The 24,432-nt window shown below is 66.0% G+C and carries 22 protein-coding genes and 1 tRNA gene; 12 read left to right on the forward strand and 11 right to left on the reverse strand.

Going from position 1 to position 24,432, the window contains the following annotated elements; all coding sequences use genetic code 11:
- Positions 1-108: 108 nt before the first annotated feature.
- The 4 genes from G5C33_RS04245 to G5C33_RS04260 are packed head-to-tail and all read left to right on the forward strand — an operon-like array spanning position 109 to position 5,454.
- Positions 109-3,642, forward strand: a complete 3,534-nt coding sequence (locus G5C33_RS04245) for a TonB-dependent receptor domain-containing protein (RefSeq protein ID WP_165326072.1) — start codon at positions 109-111, stop codon at positions 3,640-3,642.
- A 15-nt stretch (positions 3,643-3,657) separates the two neighbouring features.
- Positions 3,658-4,248, forward strand: coding sequence for a biliverdin-producing heme oxygenase (locus G5C33_RS04250; RefSeq protein WP_165326073.1), 591 nt, complete (start codon positions 3,658-3,660; stop codon positions 4,246-4,248).
- Positions 4,214-4,660: a YbaN family protein gene (locus G5C33_RS04255; protein WP_165326074.1), complete on the forward strand. Its 447-nt coding sequence runs from the start codon at positions 4,214-4,216 to the stop codon at positions 4,658-4,660. Before G5C33_RS04250 ends, G5C33_RS04255 begins: the two co-directional genes overlap by 35 nt.
- Positions 4,661-4,698: 38 nt before the next feature.
- Positions 4,699-5,454, forward strand: a complete 756-nt coding sequence (locus G5C33_RS04260) for an energy transducer TonB family protein (RefSeq protein WP_165326075.1) — start codon at positions 4,699-4,701, stop codon at positions 5,452-5,454.
- Positions 5,455-5,604: 150 nt separating this feature from the next.
- On the opposite strand, the gene G5C33_RS04265 is transcribed toward G5C33_RS04260, so the two are convergent.
- The 5 genes from G5C33_RS04265 to infA all read right to left on the reverse strand — a co-directional run bounded on the left by G5C33_RS04265 (position 5,605) and on the right by infA (position 7,769).
- Positions 5,605-5,680: transfer RNA gene (locus G5C33_RS04265), tRNA-Phe, on the reverse strand.
- 32 nt (positions 5,681-5,712) lie between these two features.
- Positions 5,713-5,898: a DNA gyrase inhibitor YacG gene (locus G5C33_RS04270; RefSeq protein WP_165326076.1), complete on the reverse strand. Its 186-nt coding sequence runs from the start codon at positions 5,896-5,898 to the stop codon at positions 5,713-5,715.
- Positions 5,895-6,851 (reverse strand): ribonuclease, encoded by a 957-nt coding sequence (locus G5C33_RS04275; RefSeq protein ID WP_165326077.1) that lies wholly within the window; start codon positions 6,849-6,851, stop codon positions 5,895-5,897. The genes G5C33_RS04270 and G5C33_RS04275 overlap by 4 nt, the downstream gene beginning before the upstream one ends.
- Entirely contained in the window at positions 6,844-7,413 is a 570-nt protein-coding gene (locus G5C33_RS04280; protein ID WP_165326078.1) for a Maf family protein, read from the reverse strand. Before G5C33_RS04280 ends, G5C33_RS04275 begins: the two co-directional genes overlap by 8 nt.
- 137 nt (positions 7,414-7,550) lie before the next feature.
- Positions 7,551-7,769 carry a translation initiation factor IF-1 gene (infA, locus tag G5C33_RS04285; protein WP_003049127.1) on the reverse strand — a complete coding sequence of 73 codons (219 nt, stop codon included), beginning with the start codon at positions 7,767-7,769 and terminating at the stop codon, positions 7,551-7,553.
- 240 nt (positions 7,770-8,009) lie between these two features.
- On the opposite strand from infA, the gene G5C33_RS04290 reads away from it, so the two are divergent.
- Complete coding sequence (locus tag G5C33_RS04290; protein WP_165326079.1) at positions 8,010-10,268, forward strand: NADP-dependent malic enzyme; 2,259 nt, start codon at positions 8,010-8,012, stop codon at positions 10,266-10,268.
- 116 nt (positions 10,269-10,384) lie between these two features.
- Here the strand turns inward: G5C33_RS04290 and G5C33_RS04295 are convergent, their stop codons facing one another.
- Complete coding sequence (locus tag G5C33_RS04295; RefSeq protein ID WP_165326080.1) at positions 10,385-11,173, reverse strand: SDR family oxidoreductase; 789 nt, start codon at positions 11,171-11,173, stop codon at positions 10,385-10,387.
- A 185-nt stretch (positions 11,174-11,358) separates the two neighbouring features.
- On the opposite strand from G5C33_RS04295, the gene G5C33_RS04300 reads away from it, so the two are divergent.
- Together G5C33_RS04300 and G5C33_RS19415 are read left to right on the forward strand one after the other, a co-directional pair.
- Positions 11,359-12,810, forward strand: a complete 1,452-nt coding sequence (locus G5C33_RS04300; RefSeq protein WP_206518631.1) for an MFS transporter — start codon at positions 11,359-11,361, stop codon at positions 12,808-12,810.
- Positions 12,811-12,883: 73 nt separating this feature from the next.
- Entirely contained in the window at positions 12,884-13,597 is a 714-nt protein-coding gene (locus tag G5C33_RS19415; RefSeq protein WP_165326081.1) for an energy transducer TonB, read from the forward strand.
- 3 nt (positions 13,598-13,600) lie between these two features.
- Here the strand turns inward: G5C33_RS19415 and G5C33_RS04310 are convergent, their stop codons facing one another.
- Both G5C33_RS04310 and G5C33_RS04315 read right to left on the reverse strand, forming a co-directional pair.
- Positions 13,601-13,783: a hypothetical protein gene (locus tag G5C33_RS04310; protein WP_165326082.1), complete on the reverse strand. Its 183-nt coding sequence runs from the start codon at positions 13,781-13,783 to the stop codon at positions 13,601-13,603.
- A 1-nt stretch (position 13,784) separates the two neighbouring features.
- Complete coding sequence (locus G5C33_RS04315) at positions 13,785-14,024, reverse strand: hypothetical protein (RefSeq protein ID WP_165326083.1); 240 nt, start codon at positions 14,022-14,024, stop codon at positions 13,785-13,787.
- A 121-nt stretch (positions 14,025-14,145) separates the two neighbouring features.
- Between G5C33_RS04315 and G5C33_RS04320 the strand changes: the two genes are divergently transcribed.
- The 5 genes from G5C33_RS04320 to G5C33_RS04340 all read left to right on the forward strand — a co-directional run bounded on the left by G5C33_RS04320 (position 14,146) and on the right by G5C33_RS04340 (position 20,936).
- On the forward strand, positions 14,146-15,105 hold the full coding sequence (locus G5C33_RS04320) for an ArsR/SmtB family transcription factor (RefSeq protein ID WP_165326084.1): 960 nt from the start codon (positions 14,146-14,148) through the stop codon (positions 15,103-15,105).
- Positions 15,102-16,043: a methylenetetrahydrofolate reductase gene (gene metF, locus G5C33_RS04325; protein ID WP_165326085.1), complete on the forward strand. Its 942-nt coding sequence runs from the start codon at positions 15,102-15,104 to the stop codon at positions 16,041-16,043. Before G5C33_RS04320 ends, metF begins: the two co-directional genes overlap by 4 nt.
- A gap of 141 nt (positions 16,044-16,184) precedes the next feature.
- The gene (locus G5C33_RS04330; RefSeq protein ID WP_165326086.1) at positions 16,185-17,234 is read left to right on the forward strand and encodes a homocysteine S-methyltransferase family protein; all 1,050 of its coding nucleotides are present in this window, start codon (positions 16,185-16,187) and stop codon (positions 17,232-17,234) included.
- Positions 17,235-17,367: 133 nt separating this feature from the next.
- On the forward strand, positions 17,368-20,058 hold the full coding sequence (gene metH / locus G5C33_RS04335; protein WP_165326087.1) for a methionine synthase: 2,691 nt from the start codon (positions 17,368-17,370) through the stop codon (positions 20,056-20,058).
- 386 nt (positions 20,059-20,444) lie between these two features.
- Complete coding sequence (locus G5C33_RS04340) at positions 20,445-20,936, forward strand: hypothetical protein (RefSeq protein WP_165326088.1); 492 nt, start codon at positions 20,445-20,447, stop codon at positions 20,934-20,936.
- A gap of 167 nt (positions 20,937-21,103) precedes the next feature.
- Here G5C33_RS04340 and G5C33_RS04345 read toward each other — a convergent pair whose 3' ends face one another.
- From G5C33_RS04345 to G5C33_RS04355, 3 genes are read right to left on the reverse strand one after another with little or no spacing between them, the layout of a single operon-like run.
- The gene (locus tag G5C33_RS04345) at positions 21,104-22,285 is read right to left on the reverse strand and encodes a BaiN/RdsA family NAD(P)/FAD-dependent oxidoreductase (RefSeq protein ID WP_165326089.1); all 1,182 of its coding nucleotides are present in this window, start codon (positions 22,283-22,285) and stop codon (positions 21,104-21,106) included.
- Between the two features lie 31 nt (positions 22,286-22,316).
- Positions 22,317-22,700: a hypothetical protein gene (locus G5C33_RS04350; RefSeq protein ID WP_165326090.1), complete on the reverse strand. Its 384-nt coding sequence runs from the start codon at positions 22,698-22,700 to the stop codon at positions 22,317-22,319.
- A gap of 35 nt (positions 22,701-22,735) precedes the next feature.
- Positions 22,736-24,316 carry an ABC-F family ATP-binding cassette domain-containing protein gene (locus G5C33_RS04355; protein WP_165326091.1) on the reverse strand — a complete coding sequence of 527 codons (1,581 nt, stop codon included), beginning with the start codon at positions 24,314-24,316 and terminating at the stop codon, positions 22,736-22,738.
- Positions 24,317-24,432: the final 116 nt, after the last annotated feature.

The raw sequence follows: 24,432 nt of genomic DNA on the forward strand, positions 1-24,432 counted from the left end.
TACCGGCTCCCCGTCTTCCGTGTTGAAGCGCAGGCGATGCGTCTGCCGAAACACTCGATGAAGGGGGTCGCGATGGGGAAGATTCGAAACCGCAGGCGGATGCTTGGCATGGCCATGTTGCTGGGCTCCACCGCCGTCGCCGGTATGATTGCGCCGAGTGCGCGGGCGCAGGCGCAGGCCGGGGAAGCGGCGTTCGATATCCCCGCCCAGTCGCTCGCCGGCGCGCTTGATGCGTTCAGCCGGGTCTCGGGCATCAGTGTCACCTATGGCTCGGCGCTACCCGATGTCGGTTCGCCGGGCGTGACCGGCCGCATGTCTCCGGCAGAGGCGCTGTCGCGGCTGCTTGCCGGAACCGGGCTCACCTACCGGTTTACCGGCGCCGACACAGTGACTCTCGAACCCGTGCCGCAGACATCGGACGGAACGGTGCGGCTCGGAACGCTGCGCGTCGAAGGCGCGGCGGGGAATGACGGCGGACGGGCCGCGAGCGGTGGCGCGGCCCAAGGGCCGGGCGGCGCGCCGGATCATCGCAATTATCGCACCGCCGGTTCGACCGCCTATCGCGGCGAGGAGGCGATTCAGCGGATGCGCGGTACCTCGCCCGGTGACTTTCTGTCGGGAATCCCCGGCGTGCTGAACGGCGACAACCGCAATTCGGGCGCGCTCGATGTCAATATCCGCGGCATGCAGGGGATGGACCGGGTGCCGGTGGTGATCGACGGATCGCTCCAGCAATCGACGGTCTATCGCGGCTATTCGGGGGTTGCCGGGCGCACCTATCTCGACCCCGATCTGATCGGCAGCGTCACCATTGAAAAGGGCCCGAGTGCATCGGCCGACGGGGTCGGGGCGACAGGCGGCGTGGTGCGCGCGCAAACCATCGGGGCGAAGGATCTGATCGCGCCCGGCGGGACATTCGGCATCCGCGCCCGCGCGGGCCTCAACGGCAATAATGTCGATCCGCCCGCGGTCGAGACCTTGGGCACCGGCAACGGCACCGAGGAGCGGTTCGACCGGCCCGGGCTGCTCGATCTCAACGGCTATAATTTCAGCCTTGCCGCCGCTGGACGCATCGCGGACTTCGAACTCGTCGCGGCGTTCGCGCGGCGCAAGACCGGCAATTATTTCGGCGGCGACCACGGTACCGTTCCCGAGGAGGGCAGCGGCATCAACGGTATCGTGCTGCGGCGCTACAATCTGGGCGAGGAAGTGCTTGCCACCTCGCAGGACAACACCTCGGCTTTGTTGCGCGGCACCTATCGCTTCGGCAACGGCATGGGGCTCGATCTTTCCTATATCCGCTATGAAAGCGATTTCGGCGAGCTGATGCCGTCGCAGATCATTCGCTTCGGCGGCGCGATGCAGCCGCCGCTCAGCCGCGCCGAAGTCGACACCTATACCGCGCGCTATCGCTGGAACCCCGCCGACAACGACCTGATCGAGTTCAAGGCGGATCTGTGGGCGACGAGCAGCTATACCAGCATCGAAACGCTGTACCGCTGGGATTTCGGTGGCAATGTCACGGTGGGCGACGCGGCCTATCAGAGCCAGTCGGATCGCTGGGGGGTCACGCTGTCGAACACCTCGCGGCTGGACCTGCCGATCGGTGCGCTGGAACTGGACTATGGCGGTTCCTATACGCGGGAGCGGATCATGCCGCCCGACGGCTGGGAAGAGTATAAGGAAAATTCGGGCTATGCGGATTTCGTCGAGCCGCGCGACGGCTGGCGGAACGAATATAGCGGCTTCATCGCGGCGCAGTTCAAGCCGGCACCCTGGGTCAGTTTCGACGCGGCGCTGCGCTATACCGACACCGTATCGCACGACAATAATCTGGTCGATATCTCGGTGGGCGACGGCGAACGCGCCACGGGCTATAATCACGAGCATAATACGGGCTTTGCGCCGATCTTCGCCTTTCTGGTCGAGCCGCTGCCAGGGCTGCAATTCTATGGCCGCTATGCCGAGGCGATCCGCAATCCCAGCCTGTTCGAATCGACCACGGGCTTCTCGTTTCGCCCCGATCCGCGCAATCCCATCGTGCCCGAGCGGGCGCGCACGACCGAATTCGGGGTCAATCTGCAGCGCACATCGCTGATTGCCGAAAACGACCTGTTCGAAGCGAAGCTCGCCTATTTCACCAACGATATCGACGATTATCTGACGCGCGGCAGCAGCGACGGGATGACGTCGGTCATCAATATCGACAGCGCCCGGTTCCAGGGACTGGAAGCATCGGCCCGCTATGATTCCGGCAGCGTCTTCGCCGAAATCGGCGGCGCCTACTACACCTTTATGGAATTCTGCGCGGAGGATAATCTCTGCCGCAAGGGCGGTACGCCGAACAGCTATATCCCGGCGCATCTGCCGCCCGAAACGAGCCTGTCGGCCCATGCCGGGGTGCGCCTGTTCGACGAGCGGCTCGTGCTTGGCGGGCGCTATACGCATGTGGGTGAACGCGACGCCGCGATCGTGAGCTGGGGAGGTTCGCTGACCGTCGTCGACTGGCAGCCCTATGACGTGTTCGATCTCTACGGCAGCTTCGACCTCAACGAATATCTGCGCCTCGACATCGCCGTCGATAACGTCACCGACCGCTATTATATGGACGCGCTCACGCTGGGCCTGATGCCGTCACCCGGGCGAACCCTCCGATTCGGTATCACCAGCAGCTTCGGCGGCCCCGAGCGGGGAACGTCGCTGGGCGGACGGCTCGCCGCGGCGGAAAGACTGGGGGACAACACGCTCTTCGGCGGGTTCGACGGCGACTGGTCCGGCCCCTATGTCGGACTCCAGGCCGGCTATGGCCTGATCGGCACGCAGGGCGAAACGACCGCGACCGACGGCACTGCTGGCGGCATTCCCGCGACCGAATCCGCCGATGCCTCCGTCAACGCAAGCTGGATCGGCGGCTATGCGGGCTATACCGTCCCGGTCGGTGGCGCCTGGTTCGCGGGAGGCGAACTGAGCTTCGACATCAGCCGCGGCAGGACGCGCCAATATGCGGTCTCGACCGAGCTCGAGATGAGCTATGAATGCGGCACGCTGGGCGTCTGCGATCTGCGCAACCAGGCCGATACCGAATATCGGTTCAACTGGTACGGCACGGCACGCGCGCGGCTCGGCTATTCGACCGGGCGAGTGCTGCTCTACGGTGCGGGCGGGCTTGCCTTCCTCAACGAACGCCAGACGCGCACGCAATATCGCGACACCATCCATCTCGACGAGGACGGGATCGGTCAGAATGTGACTCCCGAGGAACCCTATGGCGACCTTTCGGAGCCGTGGTTTTCCGAAAGCGATACCAACACCCGCATCGGCTGGACGCTGGCGGGCGGCGCGGAAGTGGCGATCGGCAATAATTGGTCCTTGCGCGCCGAATATGCCTATGCGCGCTTCGGCCGTCAGTCCTTCGACTTCAACGACGCGCGAGCCGGGGTGGGCAAGAGCTTCCTCTACAGGGAGGTGGTCGGCACCGAATGGGGCACTATTCCCGGCTTCGAGGAACTCGGGCCGATCTTCCAGATCCCGATCTACGAGTTCACCGACGTCGAAGGCACGTCCGACATCGTCAATGGCCGGCGCGCACGAAACAGGGCCGATATGCACAGCCTGCGCGTCGGCGTCAGCTTTCGCTTCTGACGGAGGGCAGACATCATGACAGAGATCCGCGACCTGGTACTTTCGAAACGCCTCAAGGCGCAGACGCATGCGACGCATGACCGGCTCGACGGTTCGATCATGGCGACCGGCGCGTTCGAAACGCGCGAAAGCTATGGCTGGTTCGTGCAGGTGCAATGGGCACTGCACCGCGAAGTCGACGCACTTTACGATGCGCAGCGGCTCTGCGAACTGCTCCCCGGGCTGGAAGCGCGACGGCGCCTCACCGCGATCGAGGCCGATCTGGCCGACCTTGGCCTGACGCCGCCGCCTGTCGATGCGTCGCCCGTTTTCGACACGGACGCGCCGATCGATATCCCGACGGCGCTCGGTTGGCTCTACGTCGTGGAGGGATCGAATCTGGGCGCTGCGCTGCTGCGCAAGAAGGCGGCGGAGCTTGGTCTTTCGGACAGCTACGGCGGCCGTCATCTGGCGCCCGCCGCCGAGGGACCGGCGGCGCACTGGCGTGCGTTCACCGAAGCGCTCGACGCGATACCGCTGCACCCCGAAGACGAGGCACGGGCTGCAGCGGGCGCCAACGCGGCCTTCGCGCATGTTCAGTCTCTGGTCGACCGCCGCCTTGACTGAGGAGGAGGAACGCCTCCGGGCCGGTGGCGGCGGCCACGCGAAGCGACCCTGGCGTGCGCTATGGCTTGCGCTCGGCTTCGTGCTGGTCGGCATAGGTCTTGTCGGCCTGTTCGTGCCGCTGCTTCCCACGGCCGACTTTCTGATTCTGGCGTTACCCTGTTTCGCGCGCTCCTCGCCGCGGCTGGAGGCCTGGTTGTTGCGTCATCCGCGCTTCGGGCCCGGACTTCGGGCGTGGCGCTCCCGAAGGGCCGTATCGGCGCACGGCAAGATCGCGGCCTGTGTGGGAATGGCATCGGGTTTTGCGCTGTTCTGGTTCTTCGCGCACCCCACGCCGGGTCTGGCGATCCTCGTCGGCATCGCGCTGGCCGCTTGTGCCGCCTGGGTCGTGCGCCGTCCGCGCGCAAGGGTGTAACCATGTGCTACCGACAAGGCGTTGCGACCCGGCCCGATATGATACGGGCGGACGATGCCCCGGTCATTCGTGAAACCGGTCCGGGGGGCGGCACGGCCGGTGGCCGATATATCGGTACGCGCTGGCATAATCGCGGCATCGCGATCCTGCTGACTGCCTTGCTCCTGTCCGCGATACTGGCCGTTTCGATCATACGCTGGTACGCGGCTCCGCCGTCTCCGTCCGATGCTCCGGCGCCGCTCGTCGTTGAATTGCTGCCGCTCGCCGCGCCACCCGATCCGGTGCGCGAAGTTCCCGAAGGTCCCGCCCGGACGGAACAGGAGGAGCAGGAACCGGAGGAACCGGAGGAGCCTCAAAAGGACATTCCGGTAATCCCTCGCATCCCCGCGCCGCCGCGCATCGAGGTTCCGCGGGAATTTCCCGAGTCGCGACAGGCCGACCCCATCCCGGAAACAACCGCTCCCCGATCGCTTGCGGCGCCGACGGCGGCGCTGGCGGCGAGCAACGTCGAGCAGAGCTGGGAAACACGTCTGCTGGCACATCTCGAACAGCATCGCCGCTATCCGGCTGCGGCACGCGCGCGGCGGGAACAGGGAGTCGTCCACATTCGTTTTCGCATGAACCGGGCGGGAAGGATTCTTTCCGCATCGATTGCGCGATCCTCGGGGTCGAGAACGCTCGATCGTGCCGCGCTCGCTACGCTGCGTCGTTCCGAACCGCTCCCTCCAATTCCTGAAGACCGCCCTGAAGAGCTGGAGATTTCCGTCCCGGTTGAATTCTTCGTTCGACGCTGAGGGCCCTGCCGATGGCGCGTGGAAGGTGAGCCGGGGGAAAGCGGCGTCGGCAAGCAGCCGCTACCCGGCCTGATTCGACGATCCCGATACCGTCAAGAACAGCGAAAATCCGCCATTTTCGAATGGTTGCGAATGTCTGTGGGGAGGCGATGGTGCCCAGGGACGGAATCGAACCGCCGACACTGCGATTTTCAGTCGCATGCTCTACCAACTGAGCTACCTGGGCATTCGCAGCGGAATCGCTGGAAGGGCCGCCTCCTAGTCGCGATTGTCGGGCGTGTCCAGTCCGCTTTGCGCCTCGGGATCGACCCGCTCGCCGGGAAGGCGATATCCTTCGCCCAGCCATTGCAGCAAGTCGCGATCCTTGCAGCCGCGACTGCAGAAGGGCTTGAATTCGTTTCGGGCGGGATTGCCGCAAACCGGGCAGCTGTCGCGTCGCGTCATCGCCTGTCGTCTTGCTCCTGAAATTGCGTGGTGCCGCCGGTGCGGCGATGCAGTTCGGCGATCCAGCCGGGTTCCTGCATCAGGCGGCGATAGCGCGGCCCTGCCAGCATATGGGTAGCCGGGGCGGGCGGGGGAAGGCGTTCGAGCAAGCGCAGTTCGCCGCGCACTGCAGCGCCCGCCGGATCGGCCGCAAGCAGCTCGGGCAGCGACGCGCGCGGGCGGCGGCGAATGATCTGCATAAAGCCGAAACCGTTGACTGCCGTCCGTTCGAACGGCTGGGGCAGCGCGGCGTCGAGCGTCTCGGCGACGGCGTTGCGCGCCGCCTTGCCGCCCAGCGTCGGGAAATCGACTCCGATCGATCCGCCGATCCCGTGCCGGACGACCGCCGTCGCCACCGCCTGCGCCGCCGCGACTGCGAGCGGTTCGAGCGGTCCCGATCCGTCGACGTCGAAAATCATCATCGCCGGCGTCACCGCCATGCGCAGCGCGCCGCCGGGAAAGGCGATTTCGCCGGTGCGCGCCTCTTCGAGAATTTCGGACCAGCCCGCGGCTTCGAGTCGATCGGGTTCATGCGCGCGGCAGCGGCGGACGGGAATGCCGCTTGCGGTGATCCGCGCGAGCAGGTCGGGGCCGGGGGCGGGTGTCGCATCGGGTTCGGCGGGAACGGCACGGGCGACTTTCGACCGGCCGGGCTCGGGAATCGCCTCGCGCGTGATGCGCACTGTCAGCCGCGCGCCCTGCGTGACTGCGCGAGGCGGCGAATCGCACAGCGCCTCCTCGCCGCTGTCGAGTTTCACGCGGCCGGTGGCGCGATCGATCAGCTGCGCTTCGGCAATCGTGTCGACTCGCGGCCCCGTGCCTTCGGCCTCAATCCGCAGCTTTCGAATCGTGCCGTCCGCGACCAGCGCGGCGCGCGCCTCGCCGATCCCGGCTTCATAGAGCCACTCAGCCAAGCGGCCAGCCCGCCGCGACCAGCAGCGCGCGCGTTTCGAACAGCGGCAGGCCGACGACGCCCGAATGGCTCCCCGCCAGATAGCGGACCAGCCCCTCGGCGCGGCCCTGAATGGCGTATCCACCCGCCTTGCCGGTGCCTTCGCCGCTGGCGATATAGGCGTCGATCTCGGCATCGCTCAGCCGTTTGAAGGTGACGATGGTGTCGGCGATCCGAGTGCGTGCCTTGTCGTCACGGTCGATTACGCAGACCGCCGACAGGCAATGGTGCCGCCGCCCGGAAAGCAGGCGCAGCATCGCGTGGTGATCGGCGTCGTCTTCGGGCTTGTTGAGAATGCGGCGGCCGACGGCGATGGTGGTGTCGCCCGCGATAACGATCTCGTCTTCCTCGCGGGGCACCGCGCGCGCCTTTTCCTCGGCGAGCCGCAGCGCATAGGCGCGCGGCAATTCGCCGGGTCGCGGGCTTTCGTCGAGGTCGGGGCCCTGAATGCGGTCGGGCGTCACGCCCAGCCGCGCGAGCAAGTCGCGGCGGCGCGGACTGGTCGAGGCGAGGACGAGTTTCATCGAGCTACCAACCTTCCCGACCGTTCGCGCTGAGCTTGTCGAAGCGCCGTTTTGCCTTTTCCACCAGTGGGCGAAGGACAGTACGGGGCTTCGACAAGCTCAGCCCAAACGGAACGTAAAGCGCCGCCCCGCTCACCTCACTTGAAGCGATAGGTGATCCGGCCCTTGGTCAGGTCATAGGGCGTCAGTTCGACGAGCACTTCGTCGCCTACCAGCACGCGGATGCGGTTCTTGCGCATCTTGCCTGCGGTGTGACCGAGAATTTCGTGATCATTCTCGAGGCGGACGCGGAACATGGCGTTGGGCAGCAGCTCAACGACCTGTCCACGCATTTCAAGCAGTTCTTCCTTGGCCAAAAAATACCTCTTGTGCTTGCGCGAGCGCGGCAGCCTTTACTCCGGCGCGCGCGAAAAGGAAAGCGGGGGATGGGCCGCATTCCGGCCCGAAGTCGCAACTCATATGGGGATGATGTGCAAAGGCGGCAACCGTCCTGTCGCGCAATGCACGCAAGGGACGCCGACGTAGCGTTTTCGGGGGTAGAATGGCGGCGCGCTCCTGCCTAAAGACCGGCGCGACCAGAAAAGAGAGAAATATCGATGGCCGAAAACGCCAACGTGCAGTTTTCCGAACGCGAAGCACTGCTGTTCCATTCCGACCCCCAGCCCGGCAAGCTGGAAATCGTCGCGTCCAAGCCGATGGCGACTCAGCGCGATCTGGCGCTTGCCTATTCGCCCGGCGTTGCCGTGCCGGTGCGCGCGATCGCCGAAAACCCGGCTACGGCCTATGACTATACGGCCAAGGGCAATCTGGTCGCGGTGATTTCCAACGGCACCGCGATTCTGGGCATGGGCAATCTCGGCGCGCTCGCGTCCAAGCCGGTGATGGAAGGCAAGGCGGTGCTGTTCAAGCGCTTCGCCGATGTCGACGCCATCGATATCGAGATGAAGACCGAGGATGTCGACCGGCTGATCGACGCGATCGAACTGCTCGAGCCGAGCTTCGGCGGGATCAATCTGGAAGACATCAAGGCGCCCGAATGCTTCATCATCGAGCAGACGCTGCGCGAGCGGATGAACATCCCGGTCTTCCATGACGACCAGCACGGCACCGCGATCATCACCGCGGCGGGGCTGATCAACGCCTGTCTGCTCACCAAGCGCAAGCTGGCGGACATCAAGGTCGTCGTGAACGGTGCCGGCGCTGCGGCGATCGCCTGCACCGAGCTGATGAAGGCGATGGGCGTGCGCCACGACAATGTGATCATGTGCGATCGCAAGGGCGTGATCCATCAGGGGCGCGAGGAAGGCATGGATCAGTGGAAGTCGGCGCATGCCGTCGCCACCGACCGCCGTACGCTGACCGAAGCACTGGAAGGCGCCGATGTGTTTCTCGGCCTGTCCGCCGCCGGCGCGCTCCAGCCCGAGATGGTCGCGCATATGGCCAAGGCGCCGATCATCTTCGCGATGGCCAATCCCGACCCCGAAATCCGGCCAGAGGACGCCAAGGCGGCGCGCCCCGACGCGATCATCGCCACCGGCCGTTCGGACTATCCGAACCAGGTGAACAATGTTCTGGGCTTCCCCTTCATCTTCCGCGGCGCGCTGGACGTGCGCGCCAGCGCGATCAACGAGGAGATGAAGATCGCCGCGGCCACTGCCATCGCCGAACTGGCGCGCGAACGCGTGCCCGAGGAAGTGGCCGTCGCCTATGGCACGCAGCATAATTTCGGCCCCGACTATATCATCCCGGCACCCTTTGATCCGCGGCTGATGGAAGTCGTGCCCGCCGCCGTCGCGCAGGCGGCGATGGATTCGGGCGTCGCAACGCGCCCGATCGAGGATATGGAGGGCTATCGCCAGGCGCTGCGCGGGCGGCTCAATCCGACCACGTCGGTGCTCACGCTCGCCTATGAAGGCGCGCGTTCGCATCCCAAGCGCGTCATCTTCGCCGAGGCCGAGGAGGAAGTGGTGCTGCGCGCGGCGATCGCCTTCAAGGACGGCGGCTATGGAACGCCGGTGCTGGTGGGTCGCGAAACCGTCGCCGATCAGCTTCGCGATCTCGGCGTCGATCCCGAAGGCTATGAGATTCACAACAGCGTCAATTCGCCGCTGGTGCCCGAAATGGTGGAAACGCTCTACACCCGGTTGCAGCGCCGCGGCTATCTGCGCCGCGACGTCGAGCGGCTGGTCAATCGCGATCGCAACATCTTCGGCGCGCTGCTGCTCAGCATGGGCAAGGGCGACACGATGATCACCGGGGTCACGCGCACCTATGCCGAAACGATGCGCCAGATCCGTCGCGTGCTCGATCCGGCCGAAGGGCGAACGCCGTTCGGCATGCATGTGCTGGTCGGCCAGTCGCACACCACCTTCATCGCCGACACGACGATCAACGAACGTCCCTCGGGCGAGGAACTGGCCAATATCGCGACGGGCGCCGCCGCAGTGGCGCGCCGGATGGGGCATGAGCCGCGCGTGGCGTTTCTCAGCTATTCGACCTTCGGCAATCCCGAAGGGCAGTGGCTCGAAAATCTGCGCGAGGCAGTGAAGGTGCTCGACAGCCGCGATCCCGGTTTCGAATATGAAGGCGAAATGGCGCCCGACGTCGCGCTCAATCCCAAGCAGATGGCGAACTATCCCTTCTCGCGCCTGTCCGGCCCGGCCAATGTTCTGATCATGCCGGGGCTGCAGTCGGCGAGCATCTCGGCCAAGCTGCTGCGCGAACTGGGCGGCGATTCGACGATCGGTCCGATGCTGATCGGCATGGACAAGCCGGTCCAGATCGCCCCGATGACGTCGAGCGCGAGCGAGCTGGTGACGCTGGCAGTGCTCGCCGCGGGCGGCATCGCGCGGTAAGCGGCAGCGCGGCAGCGGGGCGTCTGCGCCGCTTCCCTTCCTTCATCGTCATGCTGAAACGCGTTCAGCATGACGAAGTGGCTTTGGCGCCGGCAGCAGCCCGCGCCCTGCCGTGGCTATGCCTCGATATTGCTCGTAATCGTCGCGTTCACCACGCCGCCGTCGACCGTCAGCGTGTCGCCGACGACATAATCTCCCGCGCGGCTGGCGAGATAGATCGCCGCCGCCGCCATGTCCTCGGGCTCGCCGATGCGGCCGGCGGGAATGCGTTGCGCCACCGCGTCGCCATGATCGCGCGCCGCCTTGTTCATCCGCGAGGCGAAGGCCCCCGGCGCGAGCGAAGTCACATTGATATGGTCGCCGATCAGCGTCGCCGACATGCGGCGGGTGAGATGGATCAGCCCCGCCTTCGATGCATGATAGCTGTAGGTTTCCCAGCCATTGTTGCGCTGGCCGTCGATAGAGCTGATGTTGATCACCTTGGCGGGTCGTTCTGCGCGCGCCGCCGCCTTGAGCAGCCCGTGCAGCGCCTGCGTCAGGAAGAACGGGGACTTCACATTGAGGTCCATCACCTTGTCCCAGCCCTTTTCGGGAAAGCTGTCGAACGGCTCGCCCCAGGCCGCGCCGGCATTGTTGACGAGGATGTCGAGCGACGTCTCGCGCTCGGCGACCGCGACGGCGAGCGCCTTGCACCCTTCCACGGTCGAAACGTCCATCGGTAGCGCGACACAGCGCTCGCCGAGCGCTTTGGCGGTTTCCGCGCAGGCGTCTTCGCTGCGCGAGGAGACATAGACTTTCGCGCCCGAAGCGACGAAGCCTTCGGCGATCATCCGGCCGATGCCGCGCGACCCGCCGGTGACCAGCGCGACGCGACCATCGAGGCGAAACAGCTTGCTGACGTCCATTGGCGATCCTCTTCCTGCGCGGGCATATGCGAAGGCGCGTTGCCTGACGTGCCCGATGTTCGAAAACTATTCTGTTGCTCCGCTGGCTAACGCTTCTTGAGAGCGCTGCCAAGGCGTCTGCTGCATACCGTTGCTTCCAATCGGTGCGTAGTTGACGCCGACATCGCACCGCCTATGCCGGAGCGATGCAGGACAGTTCCCCGATCGAGGATCATGGCGGCGTGCCGCCCGCGCGCAAATTGTCGCGCCCGACGCTGTTTTTCTACGGCTTCGGGGCCGTGGCCTATGGCGTCAAGGACTTCGCCTTTTCCAGTTTCCTGCTGCTGTTCTACAATCAGGTGATCGGCCTGCCCGCTTCGAAAGTGGGGTTCGTGATCATGCTCGCGCTGCTGCTCGACGCCTTCGTCGATCCGGCGGTCGGCGTGCTTTCGGATCGCACGCGCACGCGCTGGGGGCGGCGGCATCCGTGGATGTATGCCTCGGCGGTGCCGATCCTGGTGACGTGGCTGCTGCTGTGGAATCCGCCGCAATGGAGCGAAACGGCGATGCTCGCCTGGCTGTTCGTCATGTCGGTGCTCGTGCGGTCGGCGGTGTCCTCCTACGAAGTGCCGTCGCAGGCGCTCAGCCCCGAGCTGACGTCGGATTATGACGAGCGGACGCGGGTGATGGCCTATCGCTATCTGTTCGGATGGGGCGGCGGGCTGGCGATGCTGATCGCTTCCTATGGCTATTTCCTCGCGCCCGGGCCGGGGCAGGACAGCGGCCTGCTCAATCGCGAATCCTATATCGGTTTCGCCATCGCCGGCGGACTGTCGATGGCAGTGGCGATCCTGCTTTCGGCGGCCGGTACGCATCGCGAAATCGCGCGTCTGCCCGATCCGGGGCCCGAGGAGCACAGCCTGGGCGGCAGCCTGGTCGAACTGGCGCAGACGCTGCGCAACGGCGCCTTCGCGATCCTGATGCTTGCCGGGCTGTTCTATTTCACCGCGCAGGGGATCAGCTTCGCGCTGTCCAATTATCTCTACACCTATGTCTGGCTGTTCCACGGCGCCGACTATACCTGGGTCGGCGTGGTGCTGTTCGTCGGCGCGGCGATCGCGTTCTTCGTCGCGCCGCGCGTGGCGCGACGGATCGGCAAGCCCACTGCCGCCTTCGCCTTCATGCTCGCCGCCGCGATTCTGCTCGCTTCGCCCTATGCGCTGCGGCTGATCGGATTGTTTCCGCCGCCCTCCTCGCCGGTGATGCTGCCGCTGCTGTTCGGCATCTTCACGATCAATTCGGCATGCGGCATTTCCTCGACCATCCTGTTCGCGTCGATGATGGCGGACGTATCGGAGGATTCGGAAGCCCGAACCGGGCGGCGTTCGGAAGGCGTGTTCTTCGCGGGCGCCTTCTTCGTCCAGAAATGCACCAGCGGGATCGGCATTTTCGGCGCGGGGCTGATCCTCTCGCTGGTCGGCTTTCCCGAGGACGCCGTGCAGGGCGCGGTGGCCGAAGCGACGCTCGACCGGCTGACCTTCGTCTTCGCGCTCGTCTATTTCGGGCTCGGGCTGGTCGCCGCCTTGCTCTACAGCCGCTTTCCCTTCGGCAAGGCCGAGCATCAGGCCCGGCTGGCGCGGCTTTCCGCCGGCGCGTGACGGCGGTGCGGGATCGACCGGCAGGCCTGCCGGTTATTTCCCGATGATGCGTTTGCCACAGCGACTGCAGGACATGCGCGCCGAACGTGTGGCGGGCGCTGCGATTGCGCTCGCGGTAGTGGCGCTGCTGCTCGCGCTGATCTGGTATGGGCTCGCCGTGCGAGTGGCGACGTCGGCGGCCGACGGCCTGGCGCTGTTCGAGATCCCGCCCGAAGCGCCGCCACCGCCCGAAACGCCGCCCGAGCCGGTGCGGACGCCCTCTGACGCGGAACAGGGCGCCGCCGCGCCGCCCGGCAGGCGCGCCGATCCCGCGCCCGTTGCCGCGCCGGTGCCGCTGGTTCAGCCCACGCCGCCGCCCGAAACCGCGCCGCCGGTTCCCGCCGAAGGCAGCGCCGACAACGCGGGCGCAACCGATCGCGACTCGCCCGGCACCGGCGCGGGCGGCGAAGGCGAAGGGCTGGGCAGCGGCGGCAGCGGGACGGGACGGGGCAGCGGCATCGTGTCGCCTGCCCGCCGCGTGCGCGGGGCGATCACGCCGCGCGACTATCCGCGCGAGGCGGCGCGCGCCGGGATTACCGGGCGGGTGGTTGTCACGCTGTCGGTCGATGCGCGCGGACGCGTCACCGATTGCCGGGTCGCGCTTTCGAGCGGCTCGCCGCTGCTCGACGGCGCGACCTGTCGCCTCGCCCGCGAACGGTTTCGCTACGAACCCGCGCGCGACACCGCGGGGAAGCCGGTGCCCGATCTTGCCGGATATCGGCAGGACTGGTGGCTCGACCCGCGCTGAGCCCTATTGCTGCGCGTTGGCGGGCGGCGTCGCGTCGAACGCGCCATTGACGTCGAGGACCGCCGCCGCCTGGTTCAGCTCGTGCTGCTCGGCGGACGAAAGATCGTCGACGCCGTCCTCGTCCGCCTGTCCGCATCCGACGACGAAGCCGGCGAGCAGCACCGCCGCCACGATGCGCCGGACCATGTTATTCGACGTCGTCGGCGGTTTCCTCGACCGCGTTGGCGACGGTGTCATAGCTGTTTTCGGCAACCCCGAACGCCGCATCCATCGCCGCCTCGGTATCGTTGACCGCTTCGCCCATCGTGTTGGTATCGCCCGCCATCGCTTCGGATGCTTCGGCGGTTTCGTTCTGCGCGCTTTCGCCGCAGGCCGAAAGCGTGAGCGCGGCGCCGGCCGCGATGGAAATCAGAAGTGCCTTGCGCATGGAGCCTCCCTGGCGGTTTCCGGCGGCGGCATCGCCACCGGGGTCAAATCGCTATCGCGCCGCCGGTCGCGGTGCAACTGCGTTGACCCCATATAAAGATTTCTTTATATCCCGATCCGTCATGGCAGCAGCGCTCGAAATCTTCCGTGCACTCGCCGATCCCACGCGCCTGCGCATCCTTGGATTGCTGCGGTCGATGGAGCTTTCGGTCGGCGAACTGGCACAGGTTCTGGAACAGAGCCAGCCGCGTGTTTCGCGCCATGTGAAGATATTGTGCGACGCCGATCTCGCCGAACGGCGCAAGGAAGGCAGCTGGGTGTTCGTCGCGCTCGGGCCGCTCGCGGTGGTGCAGCCGGTGCTCGACGCGCTCGATCACTGGCCGAAAGGCGAGGCCGATCAATGGGTACTTGAAGACGAAGCCCGGCTGGCCTCCGTACGCGCCGATCGCTCGACGGCGGCGGCCGAATGGTTTCAGGCGCATGCCGGCGAATGGGACGCGATCCGCTCGCTGCACATCGCCGAAAGCGACGTCGAGGCGGCGATGGCGCGCTCGCTGGGCGATGAGTCGCTCGGGCGGCTTATCGATATCGGCACCGGCACGGGCCGGATGCTCGAATTGTTCGCTCCGAAGGCGGAGCATGCGATGGGAATCGACCGCAGCTCGGAAATGCTGCGGCTGGCGCGGGCGAAGCTTTCCGAACAGGGCTTGAACCGCGCCGAGCTGCGCCAGGCGGATTTCTGCGCGCTGCCGCTCGATGACGGTGGCGCGGATACCGCGGTGCTGCACCATGTGCTGCACTTCGCGCAGTTGCCGGGGGCGGCGATCTGCGAAGCGGCGCGGGTGCTGGACGAAGGCGGGCGACTGTTGATCGCCGATTTCGCGCCGCATGATCGCGAGGAGCTGCGCACGCGCGACGCGCATTCGCGGCTCGGATTTTCGGACGACCAGATCCTGGGCTGGTTCGCGGAATGCGGACTGTTCCCGGTGCTGGTCGAAACGCTCGAGGGCGGGGAACTGACTGTGAAACTATGGCTTGGCCGCAAGACCGGAAAGCCGGCGAAAGAGAGGAAGGCGGCATGAACGACCAACGCAACCAACGCGAAGAGGAACGGCGCGCGCATGATGCGCCGCTGTTCGCCGACATGGCGGGCGATCTCGACGTTTCGTTCGAATTCTTCCCGCCGAAGAACGAGAAGATGGAAGCGACTCTGTGGGATTCGATCCAGACGCTGGCGCCGCTCGGCCCGCGTTTCGTCTCGGTCACCTATGGCGCGGGCGGTTCGACGCGCGAACGCACGCATGCGACCGTCGCGCGGATCGCGCGCGAGACCGATCTCGCGGCGGCGGCGCACCTGACCTGTGTCGAGGCGACCAAGGAAGAGATCGACGCGGTCGCCGAGGAATATTGGGCCGCGGGCATCCGCCACATCGTCGCGCTGCGCGGCGATCCGCCCGAAAAGGGCGCGAAATACCAGACGCATCCGGGCGGCTATGAAAATGCCGCCGCGCTGGTCGAAGGGCTGCGCAAGCTGCATCCGTTCGAGATTTCGGTCGCCGCCTATCCCGAATGCCACCCCGATTCGCCCGATGACCGGGCCGATCTCGACAATCTGAAGCGCAAGCTGGATGCCGGCGCCACCCGCGCGATCACGCAGTTCTTCTTCGATGCCGATCACTTCTTCCGCTTCCGCGACAAGGTGGCAGCGGCGGGGATCGACGCCGAAATCGTCCCCGGCATCATGCCGGTGATGAATTATGGCGCCGTCGAGCGCATGTCGAAGATGTGCGGCACCGAAGTGCCGTCGTGGATGGGGCGCCTGTTTGAAGGGCTCGACGACCATCCCGAGGCGCGCCAGCTCGTCTCCGCGACGATCGCGGCGGAGTTGTGTCGCAAGCTCTATGCGGGCGGCGAACGCAGCTTCCATTTCTACACGCTCAACCGCGCCGAACTGAGCTACGCCATCTGCCACCTGCTCGGCATGCGGGCCAAGCCCAGCGCCGAAGCGGCGGCGGCCTAGCCCTATGAAACCCCGTTTGCTTCGAGCGCAGGGTCGAGCTTGTCGAGACCCGCAGTCGAGAAGGCGTCGCGCCCCATCGGGTTCTCGACGGGCGCTTCTCGACTTCGCTCGAAGCTGCTCGAACTGAACGGAATTGCTCTGATGACCACTGCACGCGAAAAAATCCTGGCCGAAGCGGCCAAGCGCATTCTGATCACCGACGGCGCCTTCGGCACCGAGATTCAGAACTACAAGCTGTCCGAAGAGGACTATGCCGGCGACCTGAAGCTGTCGAAGGACCAGAAGGGTAACAACGACATCCTCGCCCTCACCAGGCCCGAGGTGCCCGAGGCGATCCACCGCGCCTATTTCGAAGCCGGCGCCGACATTGCCGAAACCAACACTTTCTCGGCGAACCGCATCAGCCAGGCCGATTACGGCGCCGAGGGGCTGGTGCGCGAAATCAACGTCGCTTCGGCGCAGGCGGCGCGCAAGGTCGCCGACGAATTCGAAGCCAAGGATGGTCGCCCGCGCTTCGTCGCCGGCGCGATCGGGCCGACCAACAAGACGCTGTCGCTCTCGCCCGACGTCAACGATCCCGGTTTCCGCGAGATCGATTTCGATACGCTCAAGGACGTCTATCGCGAACAGGTCGATGCGCTGCTCGAAGGCGGCGCCGACTTCATTCTGATCGAAACGGTGTTCGATACGCTCAATGCCAAGGCGGGGATCATGGCGGCGAAAGAGGCGGGCGACGCGCTCGGCCGCGACGTGCCGATCATGCTGTCGATGACGCTCACCGATCTTAGCGGCCGCAACCTGTCGGGCCATACGGTCGAGGCGTTCTGGCACGCGGTGCGCCACGCAAAGCCGGTGACGATCGGGCTCAATTGTTCGTTCGGCGCCGAACAGCTCCGCCCGCATGTCGCGACGCTCGCCAAGATGGCCGACACGCTGATCATGGTCTATCCGAACGCCGGCCTGCCCAACGAACTCGGCGAATATGACGAGGCACCCGAAACCACGGCGGGGCTGGTCAAGAAATGGGCCGATGCGGGTCAGGTCAACATCCTCGGCGGCTGCTGCGGCTCGACGCCCGCGCACATCGCGGAAATCGCGAAAGCCGTCGAAGGCATCGAACCGCGCAAGCTGCCGGACGTCGAAGTGCGCACGCGCCTCGCGGGCCTCGAACCGATGACGATGGCGGCGTGAATTCTCTCCCCCTCCCGCAAGCGGGAGGGGGCGGGGGGTGGGCACCCGCTCCCCGCAACCGATACCGCCCGCGATTGGCCGGGCGCCCACCCCCTAACCCCCTCCCGCCTGCGGGAGGGGGAATGAGGTACGAATGACCACCAGCTCCACCAATTTCATCAATATCGGCGAACGCACCAACGTCACCGGATCGGCGCGCTTCAAGAAGCTGATCATGAACGACGACTATGAAACGGCGGTCGAAGTCGCACGTGATCAGGTCGAAAACGGCGCGCAGGTGATCGACGTCAACATGGACGAAGGGCTGCTCGACGCCGAAAAGGCGATGACGACCTTTCTGAAGCTGATCGCCGCCGAACCCGATATCGCGCGCGTGCCGATCATGATCGACAGCTCCAAATGGGACGTGATCGAAGCGGGCCTGAAATGCGTGTCGGGCAAGCCGATCGTCAATTCGATCAGCATGAAGGAAGGCGAGGAACAGTTCCTCGACGCCGCCCGCAAATGCATGGCCTATGGCGCCGCCGTGGTCGTCATGGCGTTCGACGAGACCGGCCAGGCCGATACCGAGGACCGCAAGGTCGAAATTTGCCAGCGCGCCTACAAGCTGCTCACCGGCATCGGTTTCCCGCCCGAGGACATCATCTTCGATCCCAATGTCTTCGCGGTCGCGACGGGCATCGAGGAGCATAACAACTACGCCGTCGATTTCATCGAGGCAGTGAAGCGGATCAAGGCGAGCTGCCCGCACGTCCATTTCTCGGGCGGGCTTTCGAACCTCTCCTTCAGCTTCCGCGGCAACGAGCCGGTGCGCCGCGCGATGCACTCGGTGTTCCTCTATTACGCCATCCCCGCCGGGCTCGACATGGCGATCGTCAATGCCGGCCAGCTCGACGTCTATGACACGATCGACGCCGAGCTGCGCACCGCGGTCGAGGACGTGATCCTCAACAAGGACCCGGAAGCCGGCGATCGCCTCGTCGAGCTTGCCGAGAAATATCGCGGGACGGACGCGGTCGCCGAAAAGCAGGCCGCCGAATGGCGCAGCTGGGACGTGATCAAGCGGCTCGAACACGCGCTGGTGAAAGGCATCGACGCGCATGTCGTCGACGATACCGAAGAGGCGCGCCAGCAGATCGCGGATCGCGGCGGCAAGCCGATCGAGGTTATCGAAGGCCCGTTGATGGACGGCATGAATGTCGTCGGCGACCTGTTCGGATCGGGCAAGATGTTCCTGCCGCAGGTGGTGAAATCCGCCCGCGTGATGAAGAAGGCCGTCGCCCATCTCCTCCCCTATATCGAGGCGGAGAAGGAAGAGGGCGCGCGCGGCAAGGGCAAGGTCATCATGGCCACGGTGAAGGGCGACGTGCACGATATCGGCAAGAATATCGTCGGCGTCGTGCTGCAATGTAACGGCTTCGACGTGGTCGATATGGGCGTGATGGTCCCCTGGGCCGATATCCTCAAGGCCGCGAACGACGAGGACGCCGACATGATCGGCCTGTCCGGCCTGATCACGCCCAGCCTCGACGAAATGGTGACGGTGGCCGAGGAAATGCAGTCGGCCGAAATGACGATGCCGCTGCTGATCGGCGGCGCGACGACGTCGAAGGTGCACACCGCGCTCAAGATCGCGCCGGCCTATCTGGGGCCGGTGGTCCACGTCCTCGACGCCAGCCGCGCGGTCGGCGTCGCGACGACGCTCGTCAGCCAGACCGGGCGCGACGCCTATGTCACCAAGATCGCCGACGAATATGAAGCGGTGCGCGTCGCGCGCGCGAACAAGGGTCAGTCGAAGCTGGTGTCGCTCAACGAAGCGCGTGCCAATGCGTTCAAGGCCGACATGTCGCTCAAGGCGCCCGCGCCCAAAAAGCCGGGCCTCCACGTCTATCAGGACTGGGACCTCGCCGATCTGCGCGACTATATCGACTGGACGCCTTTCTTCCGCTCGTGGGAACTGGCGGGCGTCTATCCCGCGATCCTCGAGGACGAAGTGGTCGGCGAAAGCGCGACCAGTCTCTTCAACGACGCGCAGAAGATGCTCGACAAGATCATCGAAGAGAAATGGCTGACCGCAAAGGGCGTCGCCGCGCTCTGGCCGTGCCACCGCGACGGCGACGATGTCGTAATCCATCACCATCATGTGCAGGATCGCATCAGCAAGGACGGCGCGACCTTCGGCGATCATGCCGCCGACCTGCCCGACCTCGATCGCACCAACGAGGAAAGCATCCGCATGCCCTTCCTGCGCCAGCAGGTCGCCAAGCGCGAGGGGCGCGCGAACATGTGCCTTGCCGATTTCATTGCCGAGGACGGCGACTGGATCGGCGGCTTCGCCGTCACGGCGGGCCACGGCATCGACGAACATTCCAAACGCTTCAAGGAAGCGCAGGACGATTATTCGGACATCCTGCTCAAGGCATTGGCCGACCGTCTTGCGGAGGCCTTCGCCGAACGCATGCACCAGCATGTCCGCAAGGATCTGTGGGGCTATGCCGAGGGCGAACAGCTCACCAACGAAGCGCTGATCAAGGAAGAGTATCGCGGCATCCGCCCGGCGCCCGGCTATCCCGCCTGTCCCGATCACAGCGAAAAGCCGATGCTGTTCGAGATGCTCAACGCGACCGAGAACACCGGCATCACGCTCACCGAAAGCTTTGCGATGCTGCCGACCGCGGCGGTATCGGGCTTTTATTTCGGTCATCCCGACAGCCAGTATTTCGGCGTCGCCCGCATCGGCGAGGATCAGGTGGAAGAATATGCGCAGCGGCGCGGGGTGGAGCTCGACCTGGCCAAGCGCTGGCTGCGGCCGAATTTGGATTGAGGCGAAAAATTCCTCCCCAAGCTTGTCTTGGGGAGGGGGACCGCGCCCGCAGGGCGTGGTGGAGGGGCGGCGCGCAGCGCCGGGGATGTCGGCACGTCGACCCCCAACCCAAAAACCCGTCATGCTGAACTTGTTTCAGCATCCACCGGGCGGCAGGCGCCGAACCGGCATGGTTCGCGGCGCAGTGGATGCTGAAACAAGTTCAGCATGACGACTGAGCCGGGGTCTGCGTGGAAAGTGCCAATAGGCAGGTCGCGCGCTGACAGAGAGGCGCCGTTAGCCTTCCGCCACGGTGGAACAAACCCCAACGCCCTCGCGCTTCTGCTCTTTCCGCATCACCGGAGCGACAGCCTCCTTCCGCGGACAGCGCCAGCAGGGGAGGCGACATGCAAGAGAAACTCTGGGCCTGGGGCGGCGGGCTGGCGACATTCGCGCTGGCTGGGCTCGCCTATCTTTCGGTCGGGCAGATCTATTCGGGCGCGAAGGCGATCGACCTGATCGGTCAGCTTACCCAGTCGGCGCTCTATTTCGGTTCCGCCATCGCCACCTCTTCGGCGACGACGCTGGCGCTGATGCTCACCCTGATCGGCATGGCGCATCGTTCGGAGGCCGAGTTCGACGACGATTTCTATCGCAACATCTATCACATCGCAGTGCTCGCCACCGGCACGCTAGCGGGCGCGGTGCTGCTGCTGCTGATGCTCACCATGCCGGTCGGCGAGTTCGACGGGCTCAGCTCCTTCTGGTTCATCTGGCTCTATCGCGTGCTGTTCGCGATGGTCGGGCTGCTCTCGGCGCTGCTTGTGGCGACGGTGATGCTCGTCTTCATGACGATCCGCCGTGTGATTACCGGCATTACGCCCACCGACGCGGTGTGAGGTGGAGCGCGGCGGCAGGTCGGAAACACTTTCAAACCAGCAAAACCCGTCATGCTGAACTTGTTTCAGCATCCACCGCGCAGCAAGAACCGAACCGGCATGGTTTGCGGCGCAGTGGATGCTGAAACAAGTTCAGCATGACGTTGTGGAATGATGGAAGAGTTGCTCTAGAGCGCCCGCCCGGCCGCCTGCGCGCTCGCCCAGGCCCATTGGAAATTATAGCCGCCGAGCCAGCCGGTGACGTCCACCGCTTCGCCGATGGGATAGAGGCCCGGCAGCTTCTTCGCCTCCATCGTCTGCGAGGACAATTCGGCGGTGCTGATCCCGCCCACCGTCACTTCGGCTTTGGCGAAGGCTTCGGTCCCGGTCGGGCGGAAGCGCCAGTCGGACAGGCGGCGTTCGGCTTCGGCCAGCGCCGCGTCCTTCTGGTTCGCCAGTTCGCCCGCCAGCGCCAGCTTCTCCGCCAGCGCCTCGGCGAGCCGGTCGGGCATCTGCCGCGCCAGCAGGCTGCGCATCGTCGCGCGCGGATGCTCGCGCTTGGCCTCGGTCAGCCAGCCGCTTTGCGCCTGCGGGAAGAAATCGATCGCGACTTGCTCGCCATGCCGCCAATAGCTCGAAACCTGCAGGATCGCCGGGCCGGACAGCCCGCGATGGGTGAACAGCGCCGCTTCGTCGAACACCCCCTTGCCCGCCTTCGCGCGTACCGGCGCCGATACGCCCGCAAGATCGCGGAACAGCGCGTCGTCGGGGCCGAGCGTCAGCGGGACGAGCGCCGGGCGCGGCTCGACCAGCTTCAGCCCGAAATATTTGGCGAGATCATAGGCGAAGCCGGTCGCGCCCAATTTCGGGATCGAAGGCCCGCCGGTGGCGACGACGAGGGCAGGGGCCTCCGCCACGCCCGCGCCGGTCGTCACGCGAAACCGCCCGTCGGCATGGCTGACATCGCGGATCGGCTGGCCGAAGCCCGGCGTCACGCTGCCCATTTCGCATTCGTTGACCAGCATCGCGACGATCGCCCGGGCGCTCTCGTCGCAGAAGAGCTGCCCCAGCGTCTTTTCGTGCCAGGCGATGCCGTATCCCGCGATCAGATCGATGAAGTCCTGCGGCGTGTACCGGCTGAGCGCCGACTTGGCGAAATGCGGATTGGCCGAGATGAAGCGATCGGGCGCCGTATGCACATTGGTGAAATTGCACCGCCCGCCGCCCGAAATCAGGATTTTCCGCCCCGGCTCGTCATTGTGATCGAGCAGCAGCACCCGCCGCCCGCGCTGCCCGGCCACGGCGGCGCACATCATCCCCGCCGCGCCCGCGCCGAGGACGATGACATCGAAGAGTTGCGGCGGGGCCATCGCGCGGCAGTGCGGCGGCGGCGCCCTGCCGTCAACCGTTGGGAGTGAGCAGCCCCTGCAGCCCGACGATGATCGCGACGATACCGAAGATCGCGAAGGCGAGGCCACGCCCGGTCGTGCCGCTCCTGACGGTGTTCGCGTCGGGACGGCCCTGGATCCGGTCCCACAGCAGTGCGAGCCCCACGGCGATACCGACGACTTCGTAATGGAAGACATGCGGGCCGCTGGTGAGGTGCACGATCAGGAAATAGCCGCCGCATGCGAGCGCGACGACGCCGACGATCCACGCGAACGGCCCGAGCTTGCGGGCAAATCCGGCGAGGTCATCGCCGATCTTCGGCGATTGTTCGAGGAGCGCGATGGCGAGCAGGAAGCCGCCAAGGATGTTGGCAAGATCGAGAAGCAAAGAAATCATGCCTCCCCAACGCGCCACCCGCCAAATCGTTCGCCTCACCCGATTGCGATTGTTCGTGTTACGCCGATTGCTTGCAGAAACGCCGCGTCATGGCTGACCACCAGCAGCGCGCCATCATACTCGGCCAGCGCGGCTTCGAGCAGCTCGACCGTATCGATATCGAGATGGTTGGTCGGTTCGTCGAGGATCAGCAATTGCGGCACGACCGGCCCCGAAAACACCGCCGCCAGCCCCGCGCGCAGCCGTTCCCCGCCGCTCAGCGACGCCACCAGCCGCTCGCCCGCGCGGTTGCGGAAGGCGAAGCGCGCCAGCGCCGTGCGCGCGTCATTCTCGCTCAGCCCCGGATGGATGCGCCGCAGATTGTCGAGGATGCTCGCATCGCCGTCGAGCAGCCCGACATGCTGGTCGAGCATCGCCATCGGCACGTCGCCGGTCGAAACGCTTCCCGATGTCGGCGCCGTCTCACCCGACACGAGCCGCAACAGGCTCGACTTGCCCGATCCGTTCGGTCCGGCGATCGCCACCCGCTCGGGTCCGGTCAGCGTGAAGGACAGCGGCCCGAACAGGCGCCGCGCGCCGAGATCGAGGCACAGCGCCTCGGCGGCCAGCACGATGCGATTGGCGGGCAGCCCGCATCGCGGCAGCTCGATGCGCAGCGGCGTCACGATTTCCACCTTGGCCTGCGCGTCGGCGAGCGCGGCATCGGCATCGCCGGTCATCCGCCCGGCAAGCCGGCTGTCGCGTCCCGAAGTGCGTTCGGAACGATCCTTGCGCGCATCGAGCAAGATCTTGGGCTGGTCGCCGCGGGCCCGCTCCGAGCGGCCCATCCTGTCGCGCCGCGCCTTGCGCTCGGCCTGTTCCTGCACCGCGCGCGCCGTTGCCCGCCGGTCGCGCTGCGCCCGGTCGAGCGCGTCCTCGGCCGCTTCGCGGGCAGCATCGCGCGCGCTGACGAATTCGGACCAGCCGCCGCCGAACACCGTGCACCCTACCGGCGTCAGTTCGACGATCCGGTCCATCCCCTCGAGCAGCGCACGGTCATGGCTCGCCACCAGCACGCCGCCGGGCCAGCCCGCGATCAGCCGCATCACCGCCGCGCGGCCTTCGGCGTCGAGATTGTTGGTCGGTTCGTCGAGCAGCAAAAGGTCGGGCGCGTCGAGCAACAGCCGCGCGATCCCCAGCCGCGTCCGTTCGCCGCCGCTGAAGCTGGCGACGGGACGGTGCAGATCGTCAGGCACGAACCCCGTCTCGCGCAGTGCCTCGCCAAGCCGCTCCTCGAGCGTCCAGTCGGCCTCGGCGGCATCCTCGACGCTGCCGTCGCCCGCTTCGAGCCGGGCGAGGCGCGCCAGCCCCTCGGCGACGCCCAGCGCCGCATCGGCAGTGAGACCGGGTTCGTCCCAGCGCTGGCGGAGCATCGCGATACTGCCGCTTGCCGACAGGCTTCCCGCGACGGGCACGTCCTGTCCGGCGATCAGCCGCAGCAAAGTCGATTTGCCGCATCCGTTGCGGCCGACCAGCCCGGTTCGCTCGCGCCCCAGCGCCAGCGTCAGGCCGGAAAAAAGCGTGTGCCCGTCAGGGGTGGAAAGGGAAAGAGAGTCGATCGTCGCGAAGCTGGACATGGCGCACCTGAACAAGGGGAAGGGACCGGGAAAGGGTGTTCCGATTGTTCAATGCTGCCTCCGTGCGTTTCGCGAACGCAGGCGGTTTAGCGCCGGATCGCGCGATTGGCAAAACC

The organism is Sphingosinithalassobacter tenebrarum (genome assembly GCF_011057975.1).
GTDB classification, from domain to species: domain Bacteria; phylum Pseudomonadota; class Alphaproteobacteria; order Sphingomonadales; family Sphingomonadaceae; genus Sphingomonas; species Sphingomonas tenebrarum.